We start from the raw sequence: 24,553 nt of genomic DNA on the forward strand, positions 1-24,553 counted from the left end.
AGTTGTCACCTGCCCGGGAAAGACGTGGCCGCCGGGCCCGCCCGCGCGACATGATCGGACCCGACAGGCCACGACAGCAGGGAGACCTCGGTGCCTCATTCCATCGACGAAGCCTTCACGGCGCTACCGCTGCGCGCCCTGGCCGATGCCGCGCTCGCGCGGGCGCGGGCGCTGGGCGCCGAGCACGCGGACTTCCGGTTCGAGCGGGTGCGCAGCGCGGCCTGGCGACTGCGGGACGCCAAGCCCGCCGGGTCGTCGGACACCACGGATCTGGGGTACGCGGTGCGGGTGGTGCACGGCGGGACCTGGGGGTTCGCGTCGGGCGTCGATCTGACGATGGACGCCGCGGCGAAGGTGGCGTCGCAGGCCGTGGCGATGGCGAAGCTGTCGGCCCAGGTGATCAAAGCGGCCGGGTCCGACGAGCGCGTGGAGCTGGTGGACGAACCGGTACACGCAGAGAGGACGTGGATCTCCTCGTACGACATCGACCCGTTCTCCGTACCGGACGAGGAGAAGGCAGGGCTGCTCTCGGACTGGAGCGCGCGGCTGCTGGCGGCCGACGGCGTCAATCACGTCGACGCCTCGCTGCTGACCGTCCACGAGAACAAGTTCTACGCCGACACCGCCGGGACGGTGACCACACAGCAGCGCGTGCGGCTGCACCCGCAGCTCACCGCCGTGTCCGTCGACGAGTCCAGCGGAGAGTTCGACTCGATGCGGACCCTCGCGCCGCCGGTCGGGCGTGGCTGGGAGTACCTGATGGGCACCGGCTGGGACTGGGAGTCCGAGCTCGGGCAGATTCCTGAGCTGCTGGCCGAGAAGATGCGGGCGCCGAGCGTCGAGGCGGGCGTGTACGACCTCGTCGTCGACCCCTCCAACCTGTGGCTGACCATCCACGAGTCCATCGGCCACGCCACCGAGCTGGACCGGGCGCTCGGCTACGAGGCCGCGTACGCCGGGACCTCCTTCGCCACCTTCGACCAGCTGGGCAAGCTGAAGTACGGCTCCGAGCTGATGAACGTCACCGGTGACCGGACCGCCGAGCACGGCCTCGCGACCATCGGGTACGACGACGAGGGTGTGGCAGGGCAGTCCTGGGACCTCGTGAAGGACGGGACGCTCGTCGGGTACCAGCTGGACCGGCGCATCGCGAAGCTGACCGGCTTCGAGCGGTCCAACGGGTGTGCATACGCCGACTCCCCCGGGCATGTGCCCGTGCAGCGCATGGCCAATGTGTCCCTGCAGCCGGATCCGGCCGGGATGTCGACGGAGGACCTCATCGGGGGCGTCGACCGCGGCATCTACGTCGTCGGCGACCGGTCCTGGTCCATCGACATGCAGCGCTACAACTTCCAGTTCACGGGGCAGCGCTTCTTCAAGATCGAGAACGGCCGGATCACCGGTCAGCTGCGCGATGTCGCGTACCAGGCGACGACCACCGACTTCTGGGGTTCGATGGCCGCGGTCGGCGGTCCGCAGACCTATGTCCTGGGCGGTGCCTTCAACTGCGGCAAGGCCCAGCCGGGCCAGGTCGCGGCGGTCTCGCACGGCTGCCCGTCCGCCCTCTTCAAGGGCGTGAACATCCTCAACACCACGCAGGAGGCCGGTCGATGAGCGCCCGTACGAACAAGCCGCATGAGGTCGTCGAGCGCGCCCTCGAACTCTCCCGCGCCGACGGCTGCGTGGTGATCGCCGACGAGGAGTCGACCGCCAACCTGCGCTGGGCCGGCAACGCGCTGACCACGAACGGGGTCACGCGCGGGCGCACGCTGACCGTGATCGCCACCGTCGACGGCCGCGAGGGCACGGCCTCCGGGGTCGTCTCGCGCTCGGCGGTGACCGCCGACGAGCTGGAGCCGCTGGTGCGGGCCGCCGAGGCCGCCGCGCGCGGCGCCGGTCCCGCCGAGGACGCCCAGCCGCTGGTCACCGGTGTGCCGGAGTCCCCCGACTTCACGGACGCGCCCGCCGAGACCTCCTCCACCGTCTTCGCGGACTTCGCGCCGGCGCTCGGCGAATCGTTCGCACGCGCGCGTGCGGGCAGCCGCGAGCTCTACGGGTTCGCCAACCACGAACTCGTCTCCAGCTATCTCGGTACGTCGACGGGGCTGCGCCTGCGGCACGACCAGCCCAAGGGCACGCTGGAGCTCAACGCGAAGTCGCCGGACCGTACACGGTCGGCATGGGCCGGGCGGTCGACCAGGGACTTCAAGGACGTCGACCCGGCGGCGCTGGACGCGGAGCTGGCCGTACGGCTCGGCTGGGCCGAGCGGCGCATCGACCTGCCCGCGGGGCGCTACGAGACGCTGCTGCCGCCGACCGCCGTTGCCGACCTGCTGATCTACCAGATGTGGTCGGCGGCGGCCCGGGACGCGGCGGAGGGCCGGACGGTCTTCAGCAAGCCCGGTGGCGGCACCCGTGTCGGCGAGAAACTCACCGAGCTGCCGCTGACGCTGCGCAGCGACCCGAACGAGCCGGGCCTGGAGACCGCCCCCTTCGTCCTCGCGCACTCCTCGGGCGACGACGCGTCCGTGTTCGACAACGGGCTGCCGCTCACGGCCACCGAGTGGATCCGCGAGGGCGAGCTGAAGCACCTGTCGACCACCCGGCACACCGCGGGCCTGACCAAGCTTCCGGTGACGCCGTCGATCGGCAACCTCGTCCTGGACGGCGGCGCGGACCGCTCCCTGGAGGAGATGGTCGCCGCCACCGAGCGCGGCCTGCTGCTGACCTGTCTCTGGTACATCCGCGAGGTCGACCCGGCGACGCTGCTGCTGACCGGGCTGACCCGGGACGGCGTCTACCTCGTCGAGAACGGCCAGGTCGTCGGCGAGGTGAACAACTTCCGGTTCAACGAGTCTCCGGTGGACCTGCTGGGGCGGGCCACCGAGGCGGGGCGGACGGAAAAGACGCTGCCGCGGGAGTGGAGCGACTGGTTCACTAGGGCTGCGATGCCCGCCCTGCGGGTGCCGGACTTCAATATGAGCTCTGTCAGTCAGGGCGTATAACCTCGTACCTGATTACGAGACCACTGAAGGAGATACGAGAACCGTGACGGACATCGTCGACGAGCTGAAGTGGCGGGGCCTGTTCGCCCTGTCCACTGACGAAGGTGCTTTGCGCAAGGCGCTCGCGGACGGTCCCGTCACGTTCTATTGCGGCTTCGACCCGACCGCGGCCAGCCTGCACGTCGGCCACCTGGTGCAGGTCCTGACCATGCGCCGCCTTCAGCAGGCGGGCCTGCGCCCGCTCGCCCTGGTCGGCGGCGCGACGGGCCAGATCGGTGACCCGCGCCCGACGGCGGAGCGCACGCTGAACGATCCGGAGACGGTCGCGAACTGGGTGACCCGGCTGCGCTCACAGATCGAGCCGTTCCTGTCCTTCGAGGGCGAGAACGCCGCGGTCATGGTGAACAACCTCGACTGGACGGCCGGCCTGTCGGCGATCGAGTTCCTGCGGGACATCGGCAAGCACTTCCGCGTCAACAAGATGCTGACGAAGGACTCCGTGGCCCGGCGCCTGGAGTCCGAGGAAGGCATCAGCTACACGGAGTTCAGCTACCAGCTGCTGCAGGGCATGGACTTCCTGGAGCTGTACCGGCGCTACGGCTGCACGTTGCAGCAGGGCGGCAGCGACCAGTGGGGCAACCTCACCGCGGGCCTCGATCTGATCCATCGCCTGGAGCCGCACGCCAATGTGCACGCGCTGGCGACGCCGCTGATGACCAAGGCGGACGGCACCAAGTTCGGCAAGACCGAGGGCGGCGCCATCTGGCTCGACCCCGAGATGACGACGCCGTACGCGTTCTACCAGTTCTGGCTGAACGTGGATGACCGGGACGTCTCCACGTACATGCGCATCCTGTCCTTCAAGTCCCGCGAGGAACTCGAAGAGCTGGAGAAGCAGACCGAGGAGCGTCCCCAGGCCCGCGCCGCGCAGCGCGCGCTGGCCGAGGAGCTGACGACGCTGGTGCACGGCGCCGACCAGACGGCCGCCGTGATCGCCGCGTCCAAGGCCCTCTTCGGGCAGGGCGAGCTGGCCGAGCTCGACGAGAAGACGCTGGCAGCGGCCCTCTCCGAGGTGCCGCACATCCAGGTCGCCGAGCTCGGTCTCGTCGTGGACCTCTTCGCGGAGGTCGGCCTGGTGGCGAGCAAGTCCGCCGCGCGCCGCACGGTCAAGGAGGGCGGGGCGTACGTGAACAACGTGAAGGTCGCCGCCGAGGACGCGACCCCCGCCAAGGAGGACCTGCTGCACGGGCGCTGGCTGGTGCTGCGCCGGGGCAAGAAGAACCTGGCCGCGGTGGAGGTCACGGGCGGCTGAGCCCGAGCGTGTACATAGGGGGCGGCTCCGTCACGGGCCGCCCCCTGCGTCGTACCGCCACGCCTGCCGGTCGCACCGCCGAGCCGTCCGGTCGTGCCGTCAGGCCTTCACCTTGTTGCCCCGAACCGCCATGTAGAGCATGTCGCCCAGGAACACGATGATGATCGCGGCCACGAGCTGGAACAGATGCCGCATCCAGTCGATGCCGGCGGTGGCATCCACGCCGACCGCACGGGCGATCGCGTTGCCGACGATCGCGCCGAGGATGCCGAAGATGGTGGTCAGCCAAAGCGGGCTGTGCTGCTTTCCCGGAATGATCGCCTTGGCGATCAGGCCCAGCACGAACCCGACGATGATCGCCCACAACCAGCCCATGTCTGCCTCCTAGTACGGCTCTACGTGAGCAGTACGCCCAGTCTCGGGTTGTCCCGCCATACGGCGCATGTCGGGCGCAGCCATACGCGGTACGGCGCATCATGTCCGCCCCGTCAGGACATGACCCGGTCTCGAATGCGACGCAGCCGCGGCGTAACGTGGGACGTGTTCGGGCCTGCTTCCTTGACCGGGTTCGGACCGGGTCCGGACCGGGGAACGTCCGACACAGGCGGGTGGTGGAACGTGATGCGGAAGCAGAGCAATGTCCAGGTCTTCCGGATCACCGGGGCCAGGCAGGGGCTCGACGAGGACGTACGGGGCAGGCAGCGCCGCTATGTCATCTCGATGTCCGTCCGCACGGTCGCCGTGATCCTCGCCGCCACGCTGTGGAACGTCGAGCGGCATGTCGCCATCGTCGCGCTGGTGCTCGGGCTGCTCCTCCCCTACATCGCCGTGGTGATCGCCAACGCGGGCCGGGAGAACGCGCCGTCGCTCCCCTCGACATTCGTCAACGTCCCCACCCGTCCGATGATCGCTCCGCCGCGTGAGGACGGCTTCGCGGAATCCGTCCCGGAGGACGTCCCAGAAGATGTCGCGGCCGACCCAGGGGACACGCCTGCGGGACACGGCGCACGACCTGACGTGACCCCGACCTGACCACGGAGGATCCTCCGAAAGCGGAACCCAGCCGCGTACCAAGCTCAAGAAAAGCTCAGATCAATCATGTTGTTCCGGTGCCGGGCGACGGGTTACCCGTGACATACTTCGTACGCGCTCCGCATCCCCCGTCGGAGCGACGGACCGACGCCGGGCAGCTCCCCCCGTGGCTGCTCGGCGTCGCCTTTTCGGAGCCGTCTAGGGTTGAGCCGTGACTTTCCCGCTCCCCGATTCCTCCCCCGCGACTCCGCGGTGCTCGGCCAAGGGCTGCCGTGCCGATGCCGTGTGGGTGCTCGCCTGGAACAACCCGAAGCTGCACACGCCGGAGCGTCGCAAGACGTGGCTCGCGTGTGAGGAGCACCGCGAGCACCTGTCCAAGTTCCTTGGTGTGCGCGGGTTCCTGAAGGACGTCGTGAAGCTCGACGAGTGGGAGGAGCCCCGGCCGCCGGAATCCACCGGGGGTTAGCTCAGCCGCCGGAATCCACCGGGGGTTCGCTCAGCCGCCGGAATCCACCGAGGGTTAGCTCAGCCGCCGGAGTCCACCGAGGGGTTCGCTCGGCTGCCGGAGTCCCGTGCGGTTCGGCTCAGCCGCCGATCGCCGACATCGGGCGCTCCGGCTGCAGGAACGCGGGGTCGTCCAGCCCCGAGCCCGCCTTCTTGCCCCACATCGCGACCCGCCATATGCGGGCGATCTCCTCGTCGGGGGCGTCCGAGCGCAGCGCGGCCCGCAGGTCGGTCTCCTCGGTGGCGAACAGGCAGGTGCGGACCTGGCCGTCGGCCGTCAGGCGGGTACGGTCGCAGGCCGAGCAGAACGGGCGGGTGACCGAGGCGATCACGCCGACGCGGTGCGGACCGCCGTCGACGAGCCAGCGCTCGGCGGGGGCGGAGCCGCGCTCGGCGGCGCCTTCCTCGGTGAGGTCGAACCGCGTGCGCAGTGCGGCGAGGATGTCACCGGCGGTGACCATGCCCTCGCGCTTCCAGCCGTGCTGGGCGTCCAGAGGCATCTGCTCGATGAAGCGGAGCTCGTAGTCGTGCTCCACCGCCCAGGCGAGCAGGTCCGGGGCCTCGTCGTCGTTCAGCCCCGGCATCAGTACCGAGTTGACCTTGACCGGGGTCAGGCCGGCGTCGCGGGCGGCTTCGAGGCCCTCGATCACGTCCTTGTGGCGGTCACGGCGGGTGAGGGTCTTGAAGACGTCGGGGCGCAGGGTGTCCAGCGATACGTTCACCCGGTCCAGGCCCGCCGCCTTCAGGGCGGTCGAGGTGCGCTTGAGGCCGATGCCGTTGGTCGTCAGGGACATCTGGGGGCGCGGCTCCAGGGCGGCGACCCGCTCGACGATGCCCACGATGCCGGGGCGCAGCAGGGGCTCGCCGCCGGTGAAGCGGACCTCGGTGATGCCGAGGCTGGTGACGGCTATGTCGATGAGACGGACGATCTCGTCGTCCGTGAGCAGGTCGGGCTTGGCCAGCCACTGCAGGCCCTCTTCGGGCATGCAGTACGTACACCGCAGATTGCAGCGGTCGGTCAGCGAGACGCGCAGGTCGGTGGCCACTCGGCCGTAGGTGTCGATGAGCACGTGGGCCCCCTCCCTCGATCCGGATCACATCTTTCAGACACCTGCGAGCCTACGTGACGCAACTGACATCGACAGCGGCCGGATCCCACGAGGTACGGCTCGGCCCCGTCGTAGGGACCTACTAGTAGTGATCTACCAGCGTCTACGACGGGGCCGTCGGCGGTGCGGACTCAGTGCGCTCCCGTGCCCGTGAGGGACCGAACCTCCAGCTCGGCGTACTTGCCGGCGTCCGGCTCCTCCTTGGACAGGATCGTGCCCAGCCAGCCCAGCAGGAAGCCGACCGGGATCGAGATGATGCCCGGGTTCTCCAGCGCGAACCAGTGGAAGTCGACGTCCGGGAACATCGACGTGGGCTTGCCCGAGACCACCGGCGAGAAGAGCACCAGGCCGACCGCGGTGACCAGACCGCCGTAGATCGACCAGAGTGCGCCCTGCGTGGTGAACCGCTTCCAGAAGAGGCTGTAGAGGATCGTCGGCAGGTTGGCGGACGCGGCGACCGCGAAGGCGAGCGCGACCAGGCCGGCGACGTTCAGGTCGCGGGCGAGGGCGCCCAGGCCGATGGAGACGGCGCCGATGGCGATCGTCGCGTAGCGCGCGGCACTGACCTCCTGCTTCTCGGTGGCCTGCCCCTTCTTGATGACGTTCGCGTAGATGTCGTGCGCGAACGAGGAGGACGAGGCCAGTGTCAGACCGGCGACGACCGCGAGGATCGTGGCGAAGGCGACGGCCGAGATGGAGGCGAGCAGGATGGCGCCCCAGGTGGAGTCGACGCCTCCCAGGTGCAGCGCCAGGAGGGGTGCCGCCGTATTGCCCGCCTTGTTGGAGGCGACGATCTCCTCCGGTTTGATCAGCGCGGCGGCGCCGAAGCCGAGCGCGAGTGTCATCAGATAGAAGCCGCCGATGAGGCCGATCGCCCAGTTCACCGACTTCCGCGCGGCCTTGGCCGTGGGCACGGTGTAGAAGCGGATCAGGATGTGCGGCAGGCCCGCGGTACCCAGGACCAGTGCCATGCCCAGGGAGATGAAGTCCAGCTTGGTCGTGGACGTGGCGCCGTACTTGAGGCCGGGCTCCAGGAAGGGCGTGCCCTTGCCGCTGTTGTCGGCCGCCTTGCCGAGCAGGTCGGAGATGTTGAAGTTGAACTTCAGCATTACCAGGAAGGTGAGCAGCAGGGCTCCGACGATCAGCAGCACGGCCTTGACCATCTGGACCCAGGTGGTGCCCTTCATGCCGCCGATGGTGACGTACACGATCATCAGGACGCCGACGAGGGCGACGATGCCGATCTTGCCGCCGTCGCTGGTGATGCCGAGGAGCAGCGAGACCAGGACGCCCGCGCCCGCCATCTGGGCCAGCAGATAGAAGATCGACACGACGATGGTGGAGGTGCCCGCGGCCGTTCGGACCGGGCGCTGGCGCATGCGGTATGCGAGGACGTCGCCCATCGTGTACCGGCCGGAGTTGCGCAGCGGCTCGGCGACCAGGAGCAGGGCCACCAGCCAGGCGACCAGGAAGCCGATGGAGTACAGGAAGCCGTCGTACCCGAAGAGGGCGATCGCGCCCGCGATGCCGAGGAAGGACGCGGCGGACATGTAGTCGCCGGAGACGGCGAGGCCGTTCTGGAAGGCGGTGAACTGGCGGCCGCCCGCGTAGAAGTCGGCGGCGCTCTTGGTCTGGCGGCCGGCCCACACGGTGATGACGAGGGTCGCGGCGACGAACACCGCGAACAGGGTGATGATCAGCGGCCGGTGCTCGCTCGCCTCACCGGCGGCCAGGGTGATCGCGGGGCTCATGCCTCGCCCTCCATCCGGGACTTGATGGCCTCGGCCTTGGGGTCGAGCTTCGCGGCGGCGTGCCGCGAGTACCACCAGGCGATGAGGAACGTGGTGAGGAACTGGCCGAGGCCGAGCACCAGGGCGACGTTGATGTTGCCGAACAGCTTGGTGCCCATGAAGTCGCCCGCGTAGTTCGAGAGCAGGACATACAGCAGGTACCAGGCGATGAAGGCGACGGTCAGCGGAAAGGCGAAGGAGCGGTACGAGCGGCGCAGTTCACCGAACTCGGCGCTCTCCTGCACCTCGACGAACTCCTCGGTGGAGGGGAGTGGGTATCCGGCTTTCGAGGGTGGCGGTGCGTCGGTGGCCACGGTGTCTCCTCGCGTTACGGGTGCGGTTGCGACGGTGGACGGGGGCGAGTCGGAGCTCGCGGACGGGGACGGCTCGGGTACGGACATGCGGTTCTGACCTCACAGTGACGCGGATCACGTAACCAGTAGCGACGGTTCGACTCCTGTGCGTAATCCAGTAGGGGGCTCGATCGTCCTCGGGCTCCCTGCTCAAGGTCACGGCGCCACGCGTGGACCGGTTCAACTCCCCCGACTTCTTTCGGAAGTCATCGACGGAAGTCATTGCTGGCCAGGTCGGACGAGGGATAGCTTCGGCCTGCACCACTCCGTCATGTACCTGCCCGAGCACCACCTGTGTTCGGGCAGCTCCGTTTTCCGGATGATGTGGAGATCCCATGGCTCATCTGCGATCCAGACGCCGCCTCGCCCTGGCCGTGCCGGTCGTTCTGTCGCTCACCGCCTCGCTCGGCTTCCTGCCGGGCGCCGCGTCGGCCGCCCCGCGCACGGGGTCCGCCGCGACGAGCGCGGACAGCCCCAACCTGGCGTACGTGGTCAACACCACGACGGACCACCGCACGATCGAGTCGGTGAAGAAGGCGATCGCGGCGGCCGACGGCACCGTCGTCATCGCGTACGAGAAGATCGGTGTGATCGTCGTCCATTCCGCCAACCCGGACTTCGGGAAGCAGATCCGGGCGGTACGCGGAGTGCAGTCGGCGGGCGCGACGCGGACGGCGCCGCTGGCGCCCGCAGGGACGACGGACGAGGGCGCGGCGCAGGTGCTGTCGGCCGCCGAGGCCGCGAAGGTCGCGCAGGGCGCCACGTCGGGCGCGGAGCCCCTCGAGGCCGACCAGTGGGACCTGCGCGCGATAGGCGCCGACAAGGCCGCGAAGATCAACCCGGGCAGCAAGGACGTGACGGTCGCCGTGATCGACGTCGGCGTCGACGACACCCACCCGGACATCGCCCCGAACTTCTCCGCCTCGCAGTCCGCGAACTGCGTGGGCGGCAAGCCGGACACCACGTACGGCGCCTGGCGTCCCGTGGACGCCGACCACTACCACGGCACCCATGTCGCGGGCGAGATCGCCTCGGCCCGCAACGGCGTCGGTGTCGCCGGTGTGGCGCCCGGTGTGAAGGTCGCGGGCATCACGGTGGCCGAGCCGGACGCGGGCCAGCTCTTCTTCCCGGAGAGCGTCGTCTGCGCCTTCGTGTTCGCCGCCGACCACGGCGTCGAGATCACCAACAACAGCTACTACGTTGACCCGTGGCTGTACAACTGCATGGACGACCCCGATCAACGCGCAATTGTTGACGCGGTCAACAGGGCCCAGCTGTACGCCCAGAAGAAGGGCACCCTCAACGTCGCCGCGGCGGGCAACTCCAACGACGACCTCGACTCGGACGCGATCGTCGACGACTCCAGCCCCGACGACTCGACGCCGGTCACCCGCACGATCGACCCGCACGAGTGCTTCGACGTGCCGACCCAGCTGCCGGGCGTCGTCACCGTCAGCTCGACCGGCGTCAAGGGCGCCAAGTCGTACTTCTCCAGCTACGGCGACGGCGTCATCGACGTCGCGGCGCCGGGCGGCGACAAATACCAGATCCCCGACACGCCGTCGCAGAACGGCCGCATCCTCTCCACCATGCCGAACAACCAATACGGCTTCCTGCAGGGCACGTCAATGGCGACGCCGCACGTGGCCGGTGTCGCGGCACTGCTGAAGTCCAAGTACCCCTGGGCCTCTCCGGCTCAGCTCCAGGCCCTCCTCAAGGCCGAGGCGGACAACCCGGGTTGCCCGACCGACCCGTACGACGGGAACGGCGACGGCGTCGTGGACGCCACCTGCGCGGGCGGCAAGCGCGTGAACGGCTTCTATGGATTCGGGATCGTGAACGCGCTGCGAGCCGTCAAGTAATCCGTTGCCGATCGTTGGATCAAGTAACCGCCAACGACCGCCGGTTGAGCTTCCGCACGGCTCACGGCTCGTACAGCTCGTCCGCGAATCGAACTGGAGACTCCATGACAGCGCCCTACAAGCGCTCCCGTCGCGCCATAGCGATCCCGCTCGGGATGGCCACGGCGACGGCCCTCGCCTTCCTGCCGAACGCCACCGCGTCGGCACAGGAGGCACCCCAGCAGGTTGCCGCCGCCGACGCGACCTCGCTCAGCTATGTCGTCAACGTCCGCCCCGGACACGGCATTTCCGCCTCCGTGGAGAAGGCCATCGCCGAGGCGGGCGGCACCATCGTGACGTCGTACGACCAGATCGGTGTCATCGTCGTGCACTCGTCGAACGCCGACTTCGCCAAGACGATCCGTGGCGTACGCGGCGTGGAATCGGCCGGGAACACGCGCAACGCGCCGCTGCCGGCCCAGTCGACCACCGACGAGGGCACGCCGAAGGCGCTCACCGCCCAGCAGGAGCAGGTCGCGAGCGCCGAAGCGGTGGACGGGCAGGACCCGTTGGAACCGCTGCAGTGGGACCTGCCCGCCATCAAGGCGGACAAGGCGCACGAGAAGACGCTCGGCAGCAGCAAGGTCACCGTCGCCGTGATCGACACCGGCGTCGACGACACGCACCCCGACATCGCGCCGAACTTCGACCGCGACGCGTCCGTCAACTGCGTGTCGGGCAAGCCGGACACGGCCGACGGGGCCTGGCGGCCCACCGCCGCGGAGAGCCCGCACGGCACGCACGTGGCGGGTGAGATCGCGGGTGCCAAGAACGGCGTCGGCATCACCGGTGTCGCTCCGGGGGTCAAGGTCGCCGGCATCAAGGTGGCCACCACCGCCGGCTACTTCTACACGGAGGCCGTGGTCTGCGGCTTCGTGTGGGCGGCCGAGCACGGTGTCGACGTCACCAACAACAGCTATTACACCGACCCCTGGTACTTCAACTGCAAGGACGACCCGGACCAGAAGGCCCTGGTCGACGCGATCACCCGTGCCTCGCGGTACGCGGAGAAGAAGGGCGCGGTCAACGTCGCGGCGGCGGGCAACGAGAGCTACGACCTGGCCGCCGACTCGATCACCGACCCGGTCTCCCCGAACGACGGGACCCCGTCGGACCGGGTGATCGACCCGTCCAAGTGCTATGACATTCCCACCCAGTTGCCGGGCGTCGTCACGGTCGCGGCGACCGGCGCGAAGGGCATCAAGTCGTCCTTCTCCAACTACGGCCTGGGCGTCATCGACATCGCCGCACCCGGCGGCGACTCGACGCGCTTCCAGACGCCGGCCCCGCCCGCCACGAGCGGTCTGATCCTGGGGCCGCTGCCCGGCGGAAAGTGGGGCTACATGGCCGGTACGTCGATGGCGACCCCGCATGTCGCGGGCGTGGCCGCCCTCATCAAGTCGACGCACCCGCACGCCCCCGCCGCACTGGTGAAGGCCCTGCTGTACGCCGAGGCCGACGCCACGCCGTGCACCGACCCGTACGACATCGACAGCGACGGCAAGGTCGACGCGGTGTGCGAGGGGCCGAAGAACTACAACGGCTTCTACGGCTGGGGCACGGCGGACGCACTGGACGCGGTGACGAAGTAGGGCTCTTGTGCAGATGGTTCGGGCCGGGCGGACGATCCGTCCGGCCCGGCCCTCTCGCACGGCAGGATCTCGGGCATGCATGTGTACGAAGATCCCGCGAACTGGACTCCTGAACCGGTCCGGCCCAGGTGGCAGTTGGTGCTCCGTTTCATCGCGTCCGTGGTGTACGCCCCGGTGCTGGGTGTGGTGTGGGTGGCGACGGCGCTCGCCTTCATCACGATCGGTCTCCTGGTGGAGGTGATCGCCGCGTTCAGTGAGCGCGCCGAGCACGACTTCGGAGAGTTCATGGATCGGACGCTGGACCGGCTCGGTGACCTGGCCTACTGGTGCGTGTGGTGGCCTGAGGTGCGGCACGAGGGCGACACCGAGTACTACAGGGCGAGGGTCGACAAGGAGGTCGCCGAGTGGACCGCGGCGGCCTCTGCGCCACGCAAGCCGAAGAAGGCGAAGCCGCCGGTCGAGTGTGAGATACCGCTGCACATCTACCGGGGCGTCGGCGGGAGTTACGTCGCCGAGGTCGCCCTCGCCCAGGGATGGGAGCTGCGCCCGACGGACGTACGCAAGGAGGTGCGCCTGTGGTGGGCGGCCGCCTCTGATGTTGATCGAGTCCACCCTGCATAGTGCTTGTATGACTCATTCACCGATGGTTGCTGTGTGGGAGGGGCTGGGCGGAGATCCCGCGCTGCTTCCCCGGGTTTCGACCGTTGTGCGCGAGGGCGCGCTGGAGGCCCGGCTGCCCGTGCGGGAGTTGGGGCGGGGGTGTGTGGGGGCGTGTGCGCTGGCGGCCGCCGAGTTGGCGGCGCGGCGGGCCGGGCTCGCGGAGGTGCCCCGGGTACGGGTGGACGACGGGGCTGTCGCCACGGCGTTCGTCAGCGAGCGGCATCTGCTGATCGACGGGCGGCCGCCGGTCAACTTCGCCCCGTTGTCGCGGTTCTGGCGGACGGCGGACGGGTGGGTGCGGACGCACGCGAACTATCCGCATCACCGGGCAAGGCTGCTGGGCGCGTTGGGGCTGGCGGAGGACGCGACGGTGACGGACGTCGCCGGCCTGCTCGCCGAGCGGTCCGCGGCGGAGGTGGAGGAGACGGTGTACGGCGCCGGGGGCCTCGCCGTCGCACTGCGCAGCGCCAAGGAGTGGGCCGCGCACGAGCAGGGGATCGCGGTGGCCGGGCGGCCGTTGATCGAGCACGAACGCGTGGACACCGCACGCGCGCGTGTGCTCTCCCCGCTCGACGGCGATCCGCTGCTGCCCGCCGCCGGGGTGCGCGTCCTGGACCTGACCCGGGTCATCGCGGGCCCGGTCGCCACCCGCACTCTCGCCCTGCTGGGCGCGGACGTGCTGCGCGTGGACGCGCCGCGGCTTCCCGAAGACCCCGACGCGCACGCGGACACCGGCTTCGGGAAGCGGTCGACGACGCTGGACCTGTCGACCGACCGGAGCACGTTCGAGGAGCTGCTCGCTTCGGCGGACGTCGTCGTCACCGGGTACCGGCCCGGCGCGCTGGACCGGTTCGGGCTCTCCCCCGAGGCACTGGCCGAGCGCAAACCCGGCCTGATCGTGGCGCAGTTGTCGGCGTGGGGAGCGTACGGGCCGTGGGGTGAGCGGCGGGGTTTCGACAGCCTGGTGCAGGTGGCCACCGGGATCGCCGCGACGGAGGGCTCACCGGAGCAGCCGGGTGCGCTGCCCGCGCAGGCACTCGACCACGGGACGGGCTACCTGCTGGCGGCGGCCGTGCTGCGCGCGCTGACCGAACAGTCGGAGCATGGGTACGGCCGCGTCGTACGGCTGGCGCTGGCGCGGACCGCGGCGTGGCTGACGGACGGGATCGAGCGGGGTGAGGCGCCGGGTGCGACAGAAGACTCCGCGGCGGAGGAGGCGTACGACCGGCCGGACGCCTGGCTCGCCGAGCGGGAGAGCGGCATAGGGCGGCTCCGGTACGCCCTGCCGCCGGTCTCGTTCGCGGGCGGGCCCGTCGACTGGGCCCGGCCGCCGGGGACTTGGGGGACGGATCCGGCGCGATGGGGCTGAGCCGGGCACGGTGGGGTCGTGGAGTGTTTGATTCGCCCCCGCCGCCCCCTGCCCTTCCGGTCTCTGGGAGCTCCGCCCCCAGACCCCCGATCGGCCCGAACGGCCTCGTCCTCGAACGCCGCACAGCCTGAGAACACCTGAGCCGTCGCTCGATCAGAAACGTACCTATGGGCGGAATGCCGTTCCACCAGTTCTTTCCGTCCACTTGCCCTGATCTGTAACGACTGTTGAAGATCGTGAGGTGACGTTGACAAGGCCATCAGCCGACGCGGCGGACGCGAGCGAGCCGGCGCGGCGCCGGGCCACCGGCCGGGCCGTCGCCGTGCTCGCCCTGGTGGCCGCCGCGGCCCTGATCCCGCTGCTCGGCCCGCGTACCGCACTGCACGGTACGGGCGAGGCCGCGGCGCCCGGTGTCGGCGGCATAGCCGTGCTGCGTACGGTGCTGTTCGCGGCGCTGAGCGTCCCCGCGGGCGAACTGTTCGCGGCCCGGCTGGCCCGCCGCCTGCCCGGGGCGCCCCTGGAGGACGCGCCCCGCAGCTGGGCGCCCTACACCGCTGCCGCCGGATTCGTCGCCGCGTTGGGGCTCGCCTCCGTCGTGGCGACCGGCAATCTGCTGCCGCACCACCTCTCCGACATGGACGTCGGCGGGCTCTACCGGACCCGGGACGGCAAGCTGGCGCTGCTGGAGGTCAACGCATTCGCGGGCGCATGGCTGTGCGCCCGCTCGCGCCGACCGGGTAGCCAAGTGTGGCCGCTGGCCGCGCTGGTGGTCGCCGAGGCGCTGCGCGCCCACCCCGCACCGGAGCACAGTCCGCTGGTCGGCTCCTGTCTGACACTCATTCATGTCACGTGCGCCGCGCTGTGGGCGGGCGGTCTGCTGCACGTCCTGCGGATGCTGCGGAAGTGGCGTGTCACGGCTCCGGAGGCAGGCGCCGCGCTGCTCGGCCGCTACGCGCGCGTAGCGGCCGTCCTGTTCGCGGCGATCACCGCGACGGGCATCTGGAGCGCGCTGCGCCGCATGCCGTCCGGCACGGTCCTGGACCAGCTGACGTCGACGGCGTACGGCCACACCCTGCTCGCCAAGGTGCTCGTCGTGACGGCCGTCGCCGTCCTGGCCGTATGGGCGCGACTGCGGCTGCGCCGGGCGGCGGACCCGCTCAGCGCCTGCTCCCCCGCGCGTGCGGAGGTCCTGGCACTGGGCGCGGTCGTCGCCGTCTCGGGCGTGCTGACGGCGCTGCCGCTGCCGATCAGGTGGTGACCGTCAGTTGGTCACGAGCACCTTGAGGGCGGTCCGCTCGTCCATCGCCTTGTAGCCGTCGGGCACGCCCTCCATGCCGACGGTCATGTCGAAGACGGGCGACGGATCGACGGTCCCGTCGAGGACGTCGGGCAGCAGCTCCGGAATGTAGGCGCGCACGGGCGCGACACCACCGCGCAGGGCGATGTTCCGGTCGAACATGACGCCCAGGTCGAGGCCCGTACCGCTGCCGTGCGGAACGCCGACGAAGCCGATGGCGCCGCCGTCGCGGGTGATGTTCACGGCCGTCTTCATGGACTGCTCGGTGCCGACCGCCTCGACGACACAGTGCGCGCCCTGGCCCCTGGTCAGCTCCCGCACGGCCTCGACCGCCGCGTCGCCGCGCTCGGCGACGACGTCCGTGGCACCGAAGCGGCGCGCGATGTCCGTACGCACCTGGTGGCGTCCGAGCGCGATGATCCGCTCGGCACCGAGCCGCTTGGCGGCCAGCACGGCGCACAGCCCGACGGCCCCGTCGCCGACGACGGCGACGGTGGCGCCCTTCCGGGCCCCGGCGCCGAGGGCCGCGTGATGGCCGGTGCCCATGACGTCGGACAGCGTCAGCAGGGCCGACAGCAGGTGGTCGTCGGAGGCCGCGTCCTTGGGCAGCTGTACGAGGGTGCCGTCGGCGAACGGCACGCGCACGGCCTCGCCCTGCCCGCCGTCGTACCCCACGGAACCCCAGAAGCCGCCGTGCTCGCACGACGTGGTGAGCCCCTCGCGGCAGTAGTCGCACACGCCGTCGGACCACATGAAGGGCGCGACGACCAGGTCACCGCGCCGGAGGCCGGTCACCTCGGAGCCGGTCTCCTCCACGATGCCGAGGAACTCGTGCCCGATCCGCTGCCCCGGCTGCCGGGCCGCCTCGCCGCGGTACGCCCACAGGTCGCTGCCGCAGATGCAGGCGCGCAGCACCCGAACGACCGCGTCGGTGGGCAGCTGAACAATGGGCTCGGGCACGTCCTCCACACGCATGTCGTACGGGGCATGGATGGTGGTGGCGCGCATGGCGAGGATCCTTCTCGTGCGGGGCGTCGGTGGATGCGCTCAGGGGGTGGTTGAGCGCATCTCACCGTACGCCGCCGTCGGCGCGGGGCGCGCGCCGAGGGTGCCCAGCACCCCGCGGACCAGCAGATACTGTCCAGCGGCGTACGTGAGCATGATCCAGAAGTCCGGCCTCGGGAGCTGCGGCCAGTCGGCGACTCCGGTGGCGATGAGCGTGTCCGAGAGCATGAAGAGAGCGCCGCCGAGACCCGCCACGAGCCCGAGCCTGCCGGCCCCGTACGCCATCGCGGTCAGCAGCAGGCTGTAGCCCGCGACGGGGATGCGGAGACCGGCGGGCAGGTCGGGCCACAGGAGGGTGACGGTGACGACGAGAGCGACCGCGTATCCCCCTGCGAGCCAGGCTCCACGCGCGCGTGGAGCGCCTTTTCCGAAATGAGGCTTGAAGAGGACGAGGTAACACACGTGTCCCGCCGCGAAGGAGGCCATCCCCACGAGGAAGGCCGGGTCGGCGTCGGACAGCAGCAGTACGTCGCCGCCCCAGCCGCAGAGCAGGGCGGCGACCAGGAGCCGCGGGCCGCCGCGTACGCCCGCGTGGGCGGCGAGCAGCGGCATCAGGAGCGGCTTGGCGATCGTGTGCCCGAGGTCGTACCCGGCGGCCAGGGAGACGAGGTCGACGACCACCGCGAGAACGAAGGCGACGAGCAGCACGCGCGCGAGGCGTGGGTTCACGCGACGGGCTCCGTGACCGGCTTCTTCGGAGTGACCGCTCCGGCCGGCTGCCAGCCGGGCCCGCGGAAGACCCGCCCCGCCCCCTCGCGCCAACTCGCGGCCGCCTTCAGGTCCCTGGCGATTGCGGCGTACTCATGCGTGGCCACGCGCAAGGGGTTGTACGTCGCGATGTTCTTGGTGAGCCCGTAGACGGGCCGCTCGGTTTCGGCGACGAAGGATCCGAAGAGCCGGTCCCACACGATGAGGATCCCGCCGAAGTTGCGGTCCAGGTAGCCGCCTTGGGAGGCGTGGTGGACGCGGTGGTGGGAGGGCGTGTTGAACACGAACTCGAAGGGGCGGGGCAGCTTGTCGATGCGCTCGGTGTGGATCCAGAACTGGTAGACGAGGTTCGCCGAAGAGCAGAACGCGAGCGCCGCCGGGTGCACGCCCAGGGCGATCAGCGGGACGTAGAAGGGCCACACGGTGAGGGAGGTCCATGGCTGGCGCAGGGCGGTGCTGAGGTTGAACTTCCGGCTGGAGTGGTGGACGACGTGGCAGGCCCAGAGGATGCGGATGACGTGATGCCCGCGGTGGGACCAGTAGTAGAAGAAGTCCTGGGCCAGCAGCATCAGCGGCACGGTCCACCACAGGACGGGCACGCGGAGGGGTGTGAGCTCGTAGATCGCCGTGTAGATCGCGACGATCGGGATCTTCCAGACGAAGTCGAAGACGAGGCTTCCGAGCCCCATGCCGACACTCGTCGCGGCGTCCTTCGCCTCGTATCCCGCGGCGTCCTCGTCCGGATGGATCCGGACGCTCACCATCTCGATCACGGTGAGCAGCACAAAGGCGGGTATGGACCACAGCACGACATCGGGCAGGTTCGGCATGGGTGCACCGTAGAACCGCTGGTCCGCTGCGGCTAGGGGTTGTTACCCACAAGTATTACCGGCGGTACGCGCTTGCTTCTTGGTGATCTCCGCCAATGGTCGTGCGGCACCGGACAATGCGTTCACACGCCGACCGCCCCCAACAGCGCCCCCGCCGCGTATGTCACGGCCATCGCCAGCGCGCCCCCGGCCGCGTTCCGCAGCACCGCTCGCCCCGCGTCCGCCGACCCCAGCCGCGCGCTGCTCCAGCCGGTCAGGACGAGCGCGGCCAGCACGGACACGACCGTGACCCCCAGCCGCCAGTCCGCAGGTGGGAGCACGATCGCCAGCAGCGGCAGCAACGCGCCCACGGTGAACGACAGGAAGCTCGCCCACGCCGCGTGCCAGGGGTTGGTGAGGTTCTCGGGGTCGATGCCGAGTTCCACGCGCGCGTGGGCCTTCAACGCGTCCCGCTCGGTCAGCTGGACCGCAGCCTCCCGGGCCACGTCCTGTGACAGACCCCGCTCCTCGAGCAGCTCCGTCAGCTCCTGGAGCTCTGCCTCCGGCTGCTCCTTGAGCTCCCGTTTCTCCTCCGCCAGGGCGGCCAACTCCGAGTCCCGTTGGGTGGAGACGGACACGTACTCGCCCGCCGCCATCGACATGGACCCGGCCAGCAGTCCCGCGAGCCCCGCCGTGAGCAGCGCGGCGCGGTCGCTCGTGGCGCCCGCGACGCCGACGACGAGGCCCGCGGTGGAGACGATGCCGTCATTGGCGCCCAGGACCGCGGCCCGCAGCCAGTTCAGCCGCGAACCGAGCGCGCCCCCGTGGGCCTCGTCGTGCGAAGGTTGCGTCACACGGGGAGGATCGCACTGCGGGCGCCCCAGCCACGCACCGACCCGTCGGGCCGTCACCACACCCGCACGGACCCGTCCGGCGCTCACCACACCCGCACGGACCCGTCCGACGCTCACCACACCCGCACGGACCCGTCCGACGCTCACCACACCCGCACGGACCCGTCCGGCGCTCACCACACCCGCACCGGCCTTGTGGGGCCCTTACACACCCGCACCGACCTGTGGGGCCGTCACCACACCCGTACCGACCCTCCCCTCGCGAACACCGGGCTCGTCGCGTCCGCGGGCGGGGTGCCCAGCGGCTCGGCGATTTCGTCCACCGTCGGGCCGGCCTTCGCCGCGATCCCGTCCAGGTAGGCCAGGTCGAAGCCGTAGACACGGGCCGCGTTGCCGCCGACCATCGCCGCGATCTCCTCCCGGGGCAGGCCCGCGTAGGAGATGCGCAGGCCCTCCCGGGAGTAGGGGTGGGTGCCCTCGTCGTGCGGGTAGTCGCTGCCCCACATGATCTTGTCGAGGCCGATGCGGTCGCGCAGCGGCACCTCGTGCGGGCGCATGAAGCTGGCGCCGACGAAGCAGTTGTCCCGCCAGACCTCCGAAGGGCCCCTGCCCATCGCCGCGGCCAGTCCCGCGCCGAACTTCGACTCGGCCGTGGACGCCTTGGTGGCGGCCGCCACCAGCCGCCCGTGGTAGTAGTCCAGCATGTCGAGCACCCCGGGGATCCACCCCGAGCCCTGCTCGGTCAGCACCAGCTTCAGGTCCGGGTGGCGACGGAACGCGCCGCCGAAGATCAGGTGCCACAGCGCGCGGTGCGAGAACCAGGTCGTCTCGACCATGAACACCGCCCGGGCGGCAGGTTCGTCGCCCAGCGGCGGCGACGCCGAGCCCGCGTGGTGGTTCACCGGCACGCCCAGTTCCGCGCAGACCGCCCAGATCGGGTCGTACGCCGCGGAGTACAGCTCGGGCAAGCCCGAACCCGGCGGTGTGCCGGGCAGCAGGAGGCCGCCCCTGAGGCCCGCACCCGCGGCCCAGCGGATCTCCTTCACCGCCTCGTCCACGTCGTTCAGAAGGATCTGGAACACGCCCGCCCGACGGCCCGGCGCGGCCGCGCAGAAGTCCGCGAGCCAGCGGTTGTGGGCGCGCAGCCCGGCCCACCGCTGCTCGAACTCCTCCGCCGTCGGGGCCGGCGCCATCAGGGAGGCCGACGGGAAGAACGGCGGGATGGTGTTGGGGAAGACGACCTCCGCGACGATCCCGTCGTCCTCCAGCTCCGAGAGGCGCCGCTCGGAGTTCCAGTTCTTGTCGGCCGTGTCGGCGAGCAGGTCCTCGTACGGATTGACGTACGTGGCCGCCCACGCGTCGAACGCCTCGTGGTGCCGCCTCGCCAAGTACGGCTTGTAGTCGAGAAGGTCGGCGCCCGCGTGACAGTCCGCGGAGATCACCGTGTACCGATCGCTCATGACGTGGCTCCCAGGACCGGGAAGTCGTGGTCGGTCAGCCAGTGGCGGCCCACCTCGCGCGAGCGCGCCCAGGACGCCTCCACGGCCGTCTGGTCGTCGCTCTGGCCGAGGTCGGCGGGGGTAGGGCCGATACGCCGGGCGAGCGGCGTCAGCTTCTCGACGTCGAAGCCGAAGACGTCCGCGGCCGCCAGTCCGAGCATGCGGCGCGTCTCCTCGACCGGGATGTCGTGGAAGGTTTTCGCCAGCCACGCGCGCGTGTCGGGCCAGGTGCCCTCGGGGTGCGGGAAGTCGCTACCCCAGAGGATGTTGTCGACGCCGATCTCGTACCGCTGGGCCAGTTCGCGGCGCTTGGTGTTCGTCGCGCAGATGAAGAGCTGCCGGTCCAGGTACTCGTGCGGGGGCCGCTTCAGCTCCGCGAAGGGCGACAGCTTCTTGCCGCCGTGCGCGCCCAGGTAGAGGCGGTCCATGAACCAGAGGAGGTTCGGCAGCCACCAGCAACCCGACTCCGCGACCCCGAACTTGAGGCCCGGGTACCGCTCGAAGACTCCCGACCACAGCAGGAACCAGAGGGGGCGGGCGGGCCACCAGGTCACCTCGCTGACATAAATGCCGAGGTGGTCGCCGTACTCGTGGCGCGGCGCCGCCCCGGAGTGGGTCACCACCGGCATCCCGCACTCGGCGGCGGCCGCCCACACGGGGTCGTAACGGCGGTCGTGGTACGGCTCCTTGTCGACCCACATGGAGGGAATCATCAGGGCGCCGAGCCCCGACTCCTTCGCGCGGTACACCTCCTCCACCACGCGCGACACCTCCGCCGTGATGGGCAACAGGGCGACTCCGCAGTGCCGTTCCGGGTTCTCGGACACGAAGTCCGCCAGCCAGCGGTTGTGCGCCTGCGCGCCCGCCATGCCGAGTTCGGGGTCCTGGTCCCCGGAGAGGCCGAGGCCGACACCGAAGGGGGCGGCCGTCTGGCTGTCCACGGCGTCCGCGTCCGGGAAGACCACCTCCGCGGCCACGCCGTCGCCGTCCAGCTCCTTGAGGCGCTGCGCGGTGTCCCAGCCGCCGCGCAGGCCTTCCTCATTGTCCTGGAACCACTTGTTCGCGAACGCCTCGTTCCGGATCCCGAGCCGCGTCATCTCCTCGCGGCGCCGGTCGCGGCCCGCGAGGAACTCGTCGAATTCGCGGTGGAAACGGGGGTCCAGATAGGGCCGGTACTCCTCGGTGGGGAGTCCGGCGTGGCAGTCGGAGGAGATGATCAGGTAGGGGTCCTGGCCGGCCATCGCCTGCCTCCTCAGTCCAGAATGAAATTCTCTAGGTACGACGGTTCGGAGCGGTCGAGCATCGACTGCGACCGCGCCCGGATCTGCCGGTCGCTGTGCTCGCTCTCGGGCAGCAGCCAGAAGCGGTCCTGTCGGATCCCTTCGGCGACGAGGTCGGCGACCTCCTCGACGGGCGTGAAGCGCACCTCGTGGCCCGCCTCCTTCATCGCGGCCTCCCACTGGTCGAGGCTGCGGTACGGGGTTTTCCTGGGCCGCCGCTTCGCGTACCGCGTCGGCCGGTTGCGGTGCGACTCCCACAGGCCCGTACGGAGCATGTGGGGCCCCGGGAAGAGCACGGACGCGCCCACGCGCGCGTGCTCCGCCTTCAGGTGGGCGTACAGCGATTCGGTCATGGTCACGACGGCCGCCTTGGTGACGGCGTACACGGAGGCGGTGGGCAGCGGGGCGATCCCGCCGTCGCCGGAGGAGGTGTTGACGACGTGGCCCGGCTCGCCCTGGGCGATCATCCGCGGGACGAACGCCTGGACGCCGTGGAAGACGCCCCAGACGTTGACGGCGAACGCCCACTTCCAGTCGTTCGGGTCGTGCTCCCACATGCGGCCCTCGGCTCCGGATCCGACCCCGGCGTTGTTGCACAGCACGTGCACCGCGCCGTACTTCTCGTAGGCGTCCTCGGCGAGCGCGACGACCTCCGGGCGCTCCCCGACGTCCACCACGCGCGCGTGCACGTCGGCGCCGTCCTCCCGCAGCTCGGCGGCGGCCTTCTCCAGGGCGGCCTCCTCGACGTCCGCGAGGACGACCTTCAGACCGTCCGCCGCGAACCGCCGTGCCATCGCGAGCCCGATCCCGCTCGCCGCGCCGGTGACGACGGCGACCTGTCCTTCTCCGAGCTCCATCAGACGCTTCCCTCCGGCGGGCCGTCGAGGATCTGCTGCGGATCGTCGTAGCGCTGGTGGATGTACGGCAGCAGGGCCTGGGCACTGACCCGTTCGACGACCTTGCCCTTCTGGTCGGTGGTCTTCTCGCCGATGGTGATCTCGACGAGTTCGCGTACGGCGAGATCGGCGACCGGGTCGTACATCGACTCGCGCAGGACGACGTCCCCGGTGACGCGCTCCAGCCTGCGCACCTTCTCGTTGCGCAGGCAGTGCACGAGGACGGGCTCGGCGTCGAAGCCCGAACCGTCCACCGCGGGAAGGAATTTGAAGTAGAAGTCGGTCTTCTGGGCGGGCTCGGGCAGCGGCAGGTCACCGCTGACCGCGCCGCGCACCTCGACGAACGCGATGCCGTGCCGGGCGAGCGCAGCGCGGACGACGAGGCCGTCGCGCTCGACCGTCACCTCGCCGAGCTTCTTGGGCTCCCCGAAGACCTCGCGGCCGCCGATGAGGGCCCGCTCGTGGGTCATCGGCATGACGAGCGGGTACCAGCCCTCGACGCCGTCGTGCGCGGCGGCGACGGCGAACGAGCCCGCGCCCAGCGGGTATCCGGGCAGGTCGACCTTGCTGATGTTCACCCGTACCAGGGGCCGCCCGGTGGGTTTCAGCGGGGGCGGCAGGACCGCCGCGACCGCGTCCGGATCGCTCTCCCAGACGGCCACCACGCCGGTGGACCAGATGTCGGGGAGCTTGGAGCTCGCGGTGCGTGCGGCGGCGATCTCCGCCTCGGTCCGTGCTCCGTACCTCACTCGTGCCATGTCGTACCGCCCTTCACCGAAGGCATCGAAGGTTCCTGATGGTCCGTCACTGGCGCCTGTAACACAGTTACAGCAGACTCCGCGAAGGGTAAATACGCGTGCGGACACGGACTTGGGAGCACCATGGGAAGACCGGCACTCACGCGCGACGAGATCCTGGAGACCGCCGCCGGGCTCGTGAAGCAGCACGGCCCGGACGCCCTGACGATGCGCAAGCTCGCCGCCGAGCTGGGCACCGCGGTGACCTCGATCTACTGGCATGTCGGCAATCGCGAGTCGTTGCTCGACGCACTCGTGGAGCGGACCGTCGCGGACCTCGGCGTGATCCGACCCACCGGGCGCACGCCGGCGCAGCGCATCGTGTCGGTGGCCCGCGCCCTGCGCCGACAGCTGCGCGACCACCCGCACCTCGTCGCGATGGTGCACGAACGCGGCCTGACCGAGCGGATGTTCCTGCCCGCGCAGCGGGCCCTGGTGCATGAGGTGCACGCCACGGGGCTGCGGGGCGCCCGCGCGGCCGAGGTTGTACGGGCCGTGCAGTTCCAGGTCGTCGGCTTCGTCCTGGTCGAGCGCAACCGCGAGCGCGCGCCGGTCCAGCAGCCCGCCGAGGAGCAGCTGTGGGGCACCGAGAGCGCGGAGGACGACCCGGGCCTGGCCCGTGCGCTGGCCGGGCCGGTCGACCAGGAACGGCTGTTCGTCACCTCCGTACGGGCGTTGGTGGAAGCGCTGCTCGCACGCTGATCCGGACCTCGAAAATATT

At 70.4% G+C, this 24,553-nt stretch carries 23 protein-coding genes; 11 read left to right on the top strand and 12 right to left on the bottom strand.

Going from position 1 to position 24,553, the window contains the following annotated elements:
* Positions 1 to 90: 90 nt before the first annotated feature.
* Genes ACZ4RZ_RS07950 through tyrS form a run of 3 tightly spaced genes read left to right on the top strand, consistent with a single transcriptional unit; the run spans position 91 to position 4,317 of the window.
* Complete coding sequence (locus ACZ4RZ_RS07950; protein ID WP_467743130.1) at positions 91 to 1,614, top strand: TldD/PmbA family protein; 1,524 nt, start codon at positions 91 to 93, stop codon at positions 1,612 to 1,614.
* Complete coding sequence (locus tag ACZ4RZ_RS07955; protein WP_467743131.1) at positions 1,611 to 3,005, top strand: metallopeptidase TldD-related protein; 1,395 nt, start codon at positions 1,611 to 1,613, stop codon at positions 3,003 to 3,005. Before ACZ4RZ_RS07950 ends, ACZ4RZ_RS07955 begins: the two co-directional genes overlap by 4 nt.
* Positions 3,006 to 3,048: 43 nt before the next feature.
* Positions 3,049 to 4,317 carry a tyrosine--tRNA ligase gene (gene tyrS, locus ACZ4RZ_RS07960; RefSeq protein WP_467743132.1) on the top strand — a complete coding sequence of 423 codons (1,269 nt, stop codon included), beginning with the start codon at positions 3,049 to 3,051 and terminating at the stop codon, positions 4,315 to 4,317.
* Between the two features lie 99 nt (positions 4,318 to 4,416).
* Here tyrS and ACZ4RZ_RS07965 read toward each other — a convergent pair whose 3' ends face one another.
* On the bottom strand, positions 4,417 to 4,692 hold the full coding sequence (locus ACZ4RZ_RS07965; protein ID WP_467743133.1) for a GlsB/YeaQ/YmgE family stress response membrane protein: 276 nt from the start codon (positions 4,690 to 4,692) through the stop codon (positions 4,417 to 4,419).
* 246 nt (positions 4,693 to 4,938) lie between these two features.
* On the opposite strand from ACZ4RZ_RS07965, the gene ACZ4RZ_RS07970 reads away from it, so the two are divergent.
* Together ACZ4RZ_RS07970 and ACZ4RZ_RS07975 are read left to right on the top strand one after the other, a co-directional pair.
* On the top strand, positions 4,939 to 5,349 hold the full coding sequence (locus ACZ4RZ_RS07970; RefSeq protein WP_467743134.1) for a DUF3099 domain-containing protein: 411 nt from the start codon (positions 4,939 to 4,941) through the stop codon (positions 5,347 to 5,349).
* A gap of 211 nt (positions 5,350 to 5,560) precedes the next feature.
* Positions 5,561 to 5,815, top strand: a complete 255-nt coding sequence (locus ACZ4RZ_RS07975; RefSeq protein ID WP_467743135.1) for a hypothetical protein — start codon at positions 5,561 to 5,563, stop codon at positions 5,813 to 5,815.
* Positions 5,816 to 5,933: 118 nt separating this feature from the next.
* On the opposite strand, the gene moaA is transcribed toward ACZ4RZ_RS07975, so the two are convergent.
* The 3 genes from moaA to ACZ4RZ_RS07990 form a co-directional block, all read right to left on the bottom strand.
* On the bottom strand, positions 5,934 to 6,923 hold the full coding sequence (moaA, locus tag ACZ4RZ_RS07980; protein WP_467743136.1) for a GTP 3',8-cyclase MoaA: 990 nt from the start codon (positions 6,921 to 6,923) through the stop codon (positions 5,934 to 5,936).
* Positions 6,924 to 7,093: 170 nt separating this feature from the next.
* Positions 7,094 to 8,713, bottom strand: coding sequence for a solute symporter family protein (locus tag ACZ4RZ_RS07985; protein ID WP_467743137.1), 1,620 nt, complete (start codon positions 8,711 to 8,713; stop codon positions 7,094 to 7,096).
* Complete coding sequence (locus tag ACZ4RZ_RS07990; RefSeq protein WP_467743138.1) at positions 8,710 to 9,066, bottom strand: DUF485 domain-containing protein; 357 nt, start codon at positions 9,064 to 9,066, stop codon at positions 8,710 to 8,712. Before ACZ4RZ_RS07990 ends, ACZ4RZ_RS07985 begins: the two co-directional genes overlap by 4 nt.
* Before the next feature lie 374 nt (positions 9,067 to 9,440).
* On the opposite strand from ACZ4RZ_RS07990, the gene ACZ4RZ_RS07995 reads away from it, so the two are divergent.
* The 5 genes from ACZ4RZ_RS07995 to ACZ4RZ_RS08015 all read left to right on the top strand — a co-directional run bounded on the left by ACZ4RZ_RS07995 (position 9,441) and on the right by ACZ4RZ_RS08015 (position 15,885).
* Positions 9,441 to 10,967 (top strand): S8 family serine peptidase, encoded by a 1,527-nt coding sequence (locus ACZ4RZ_RS07995; protein ID WP_467743139.1) that lies wholly within the window; start codon positions 9,441 to 9,443, stop codon positions 10,965 to 10,967.
* A 104-nt stretch (positions 10,968 to 11,071) separates the two neighbouring features.
* Positions 11,072 to 12,598, top strand: coding sequence for a S8 family peptidase (locus ACZ4RZ_RS08000; RefSeq protein ID WP_467743140.1), 1,527 nt, complete (start codon positions 11,072 to 11,074; stop codon positions 12,596 to 12,598).
* Positions 12,599 to 12,673: 75 nt separating this feature from the next.
* On the top strand, positions 12,674 to 13,219 hold the full coding sequence (locus ACZ4RZ_RS08005) for a hypothetical protein (RefSeq protein ID WP_467743141.1): 546 nt from the start codon (positions 12,674 to 12,676) through the stop codon (positions 13,217 to 13,219).
* A 7-nt stretch (positions 13,220 to 13,226) separates the two neighbouring features.
* On the top strand, positions 13,227 to 14,627 hold the full coding sequence (locus ACZ4RZ_RS08010) for a CoA transferase (RefSeq protein WP_467743142.1): 1,401 nt from the start codon (positions 13,227 to 13,229) through the stop codon (positions 14,625 to 14,627).
* A gap of 241 nt (positions 14,628 to 14,868) precedes the next feature.
* The gene (locus tag ACZ4RZ_RS08015; protein WP_467743143.1) at positions 14,869 to 15,885 is read left to right on the top strand and encodes a CopD family protein; all 1,017 of its coding nucleotides are present in this window, start codon (positions 14,869 to 14,871) and stop codon (positions 15,883 to 15,885) included.
* 3 nt (positions 15,886 to 15,888) lie between these two features.
* On the opposite strand, the gene ACZ4RZ_RS08020 is transcribed toward ACZ4RZ_RS08015, so the two are convergent.
* From ACZ4RZ_RS08020 to ACZ4RZ_RS08055, 8 genes are all read right to left on the bottom strand, one after another.
* A complete protein-coding gene (locus ACZ4RZ_RS08020) occupies positions 15,889 to 16,932 on the bottom strand; it encodes a zinc-dependent alcohol dehydrogenase family protein (RefSeq protein ID WP_467743144.1) in 1,044 nt (347 codons plus the stop codon).
* Positions 16,933 to 16,971: 39 nt separating this feature from the next.
* Positions 16,972 to 17,658, bottom strand: a complete 687-nt coding sequence (locus ACZ4RZ_RS08025) for a lysoplasmalogenase (protein ID WP_467743145.1) — start codon at positions 17,656 to 17,658, stop codon at positions 16,972 to 16,974.
* Complete coding sequence (locus tag ACZ4RZ_RS08030) at positions 17,655 to 18,527, bottom strand: sterol desaturase family protein (protein ID WP_467743146.1); 873 nt, start codon at positions 18,525 to 18,527, stop codon at positions 17,655 to 17,657. Before ACZ4RZ_RS08030 ends, ACZ4RZ_RS08025 begins: the two co-directional genes overlap by 4 nt.
* Before the next feature lie 122 nt (positions 18,528 to 18,649).
* Positions 18,650 to 19,360, bottom strand: a complete 711-nt coding sequence (locus ACZ4RZ_RS08035) for a VIT1/CCC1 transporter family protein (protein ID WP_467743147.1) — start codon at positions 19,358 to 19,360, stop codon at positions 18,650 to 18,652.
* A 233-nt stretch (positions 19,361 to 19,593) separates the two neighbouring features.
* On the bottom strand, positions 19,594 to 20,820 hold the full coding sequence (locus ACZ4RZ_RS08040) for an amidohydrolase family protein (RefSeq protein WP_467743148.1): 1,227 nt from the start codon (positions 20,818 to 20,820) through the stop codon (positions 19,594 to 19,596).
* The gene (locus ACZ4RZ_RS08045) at positions 20,817 to 22,100 is read right to left on the bottom strand and encodes an amidohydrolase family protein (protein WP_467743149.1); all 1,284 of its coding nucleotides are present in this window, start codon (positions 22,098 to 22,100) and stop codon (positions 20,817 to 20,819) included. Before ACZ4RZ_RS08045 ends, ACZ4RZ_RS08040 begins: the two co-directional genes overlap by 4 nt.
* 11 nt (positions 22,101 to 22,111) lie before the next feature.
* The gene (locus ACZ4RZ_RS08050; protein WP_467743150.1) at positions 22,112 to 22,996 is read right to left on the bottom strand and encodes an SDR family NAD(P)-dependent oxidoreductase; all 885 of its coding nucleotides are present in this window, start codon (positions 22,994 to 22,996) and stop codon (positions 22,112 to 22,114) included.
* Entirely contained in the window at positions 22,996 to 23,793 is a 798-nt protein-coding gene (locus tag ACZ4RZ_RS08055) for an acetoacetate decarboxylase family protein (RefSeq protein ID WP_467743151.1), read from the bottom strand. The genes ACZ4RZ_RS08050 and ACZ4RZ_RS08055 overlap by 1 nt, the downstream gene beginning before the upstream one ends.
* Before the next feature lie 123 nt (positions 23,794 to 23,916).
* On the opposite strand from ACZ4RZ_RS08055, the gene ACZ4RZ_RS08060 reads away from it, so the two are divergent.
* Entirely contained in the window at positions 23,917 to 24,534 is a 618-nt protein-coding gene (locus ACZ4RZ_RS08060) for a TetR/AcrR family transcriptional regulator (protein ID WP_467743152.1), read from the top strand.
* Positions 24,535 to 24,553 lie beyond the last annotated feature (19 nt).

The sequence above is a fragment of the Streptomyces sp. NPDC027189 genome, assembly GCF_055566975.1.

Coding starts and splice junctions, on each gene's coding strand:
- ACZ4RZ_RS07955 (WP_467743131.1), top strand. CDS start 1,611: ATGAGCGCCCGTACGAACAAGCCGCATGAGGTCGTCGAGCGCGCCCTC.
- ACZ4RZ_RS07965 (WP_467743133.1), bottom strand. CDS start 4,692: ATGGGCTGGTTGTGGGCGATCATCGTCGGGTTCGTGCTGGGCCTGATC.
- ACZ4RZ_RS07970 (WP_467743134.1), top strand. CDS start 4,939: ATGCGGAAGCAGAGCAATGTCCAGGTCTTCCGGATCACCGGGGCCAGG.
- ACZ4RZ_RS07985 (WP_467743137.1), bottom strand. CDS start 8,713: ATGAGCCCCGCGATCACCCTGGCCGCCGGTGAGGCGAGCGAGCACCGG.
- ACZ4RZ_RS07995 (WP_467743139.1), top strand. CDS start 9,441: ATGGCTCATCTGCGATCCAGACGCCGCCTCGCCCTGGCCGTGCCGGTC.
- ACZ4RZ_RS08000 (WP_467743140.1), top strand. CDS start 11,072: ATGACAGCGCCCTACAAGCGCTCCCGTCGCGCCATAGCGATCCCGCTC.
- ACZ4RZ_RS08005 (WP_467743141.1), top strand. CDS start 12,674: ATGCATGTGTACGAAGATCCCGCGAACTGGACTCCTGAACCGGTCCGG.
- ACZ4RZ_RS08010 (WP_467743142.1), top strand. CDS start 13,227: ATGACTCATTCACCGATGGTTGCTGTGTGGGAGGGGCTGGGCGGAGAT.
- ACZ4RZ_RS08020 (WP_467743144.1), bottom strand. CDS start 16,932: ATGCGCGCCACCACCATCCATGCCCCGTACGACATGCGTGTGGAGGAC.
- ACZ4RZ_RS08030 (WP_467743146.1), bottom strand. CDS start 18,527: ATGCCGAACCTGCCCGATGTCGTGCTGTGGTCCATACCCGCCTTTGTG.
- ACZ4RZ_RS08040 (WP_467743148.1), bottom strand. CDS start 20,820: ATGAGCGATCGGTACACGGTGATCTCCGCGGACTGTCACGCGGGCGCC.
- ACZ4RZ_RS08045 (WP_467743149.1), bottom strand. CDS start 22,100: ATGGCCGGCCAGGACCCCTACCTGATCATCTCCTCCGACTGCCACGCC.
- ACZ4RZ_RS08050 (WP_467743150.1), bottom strand. CDS start 22,996: ATGGAGCTCGGAGAAGGACAGGTCGCCGTCGTCACCGGCGCGGCGAGC.
- ACZ4RZ_RS08055 (WP_467743151.1), bottom strand. CDS start 23,793: ATGGCACGAGTGAGGTACGGAGCACGGACCGAGGCGGAGATCGCCGCC.
- ACZ4RZ_RS08060 (WP_467743152.1), top strand. CDS start 23,917: ATGGGAAGACCGGCACTCACGCGCGACGAGATCCTGGAGACCGCCGCC.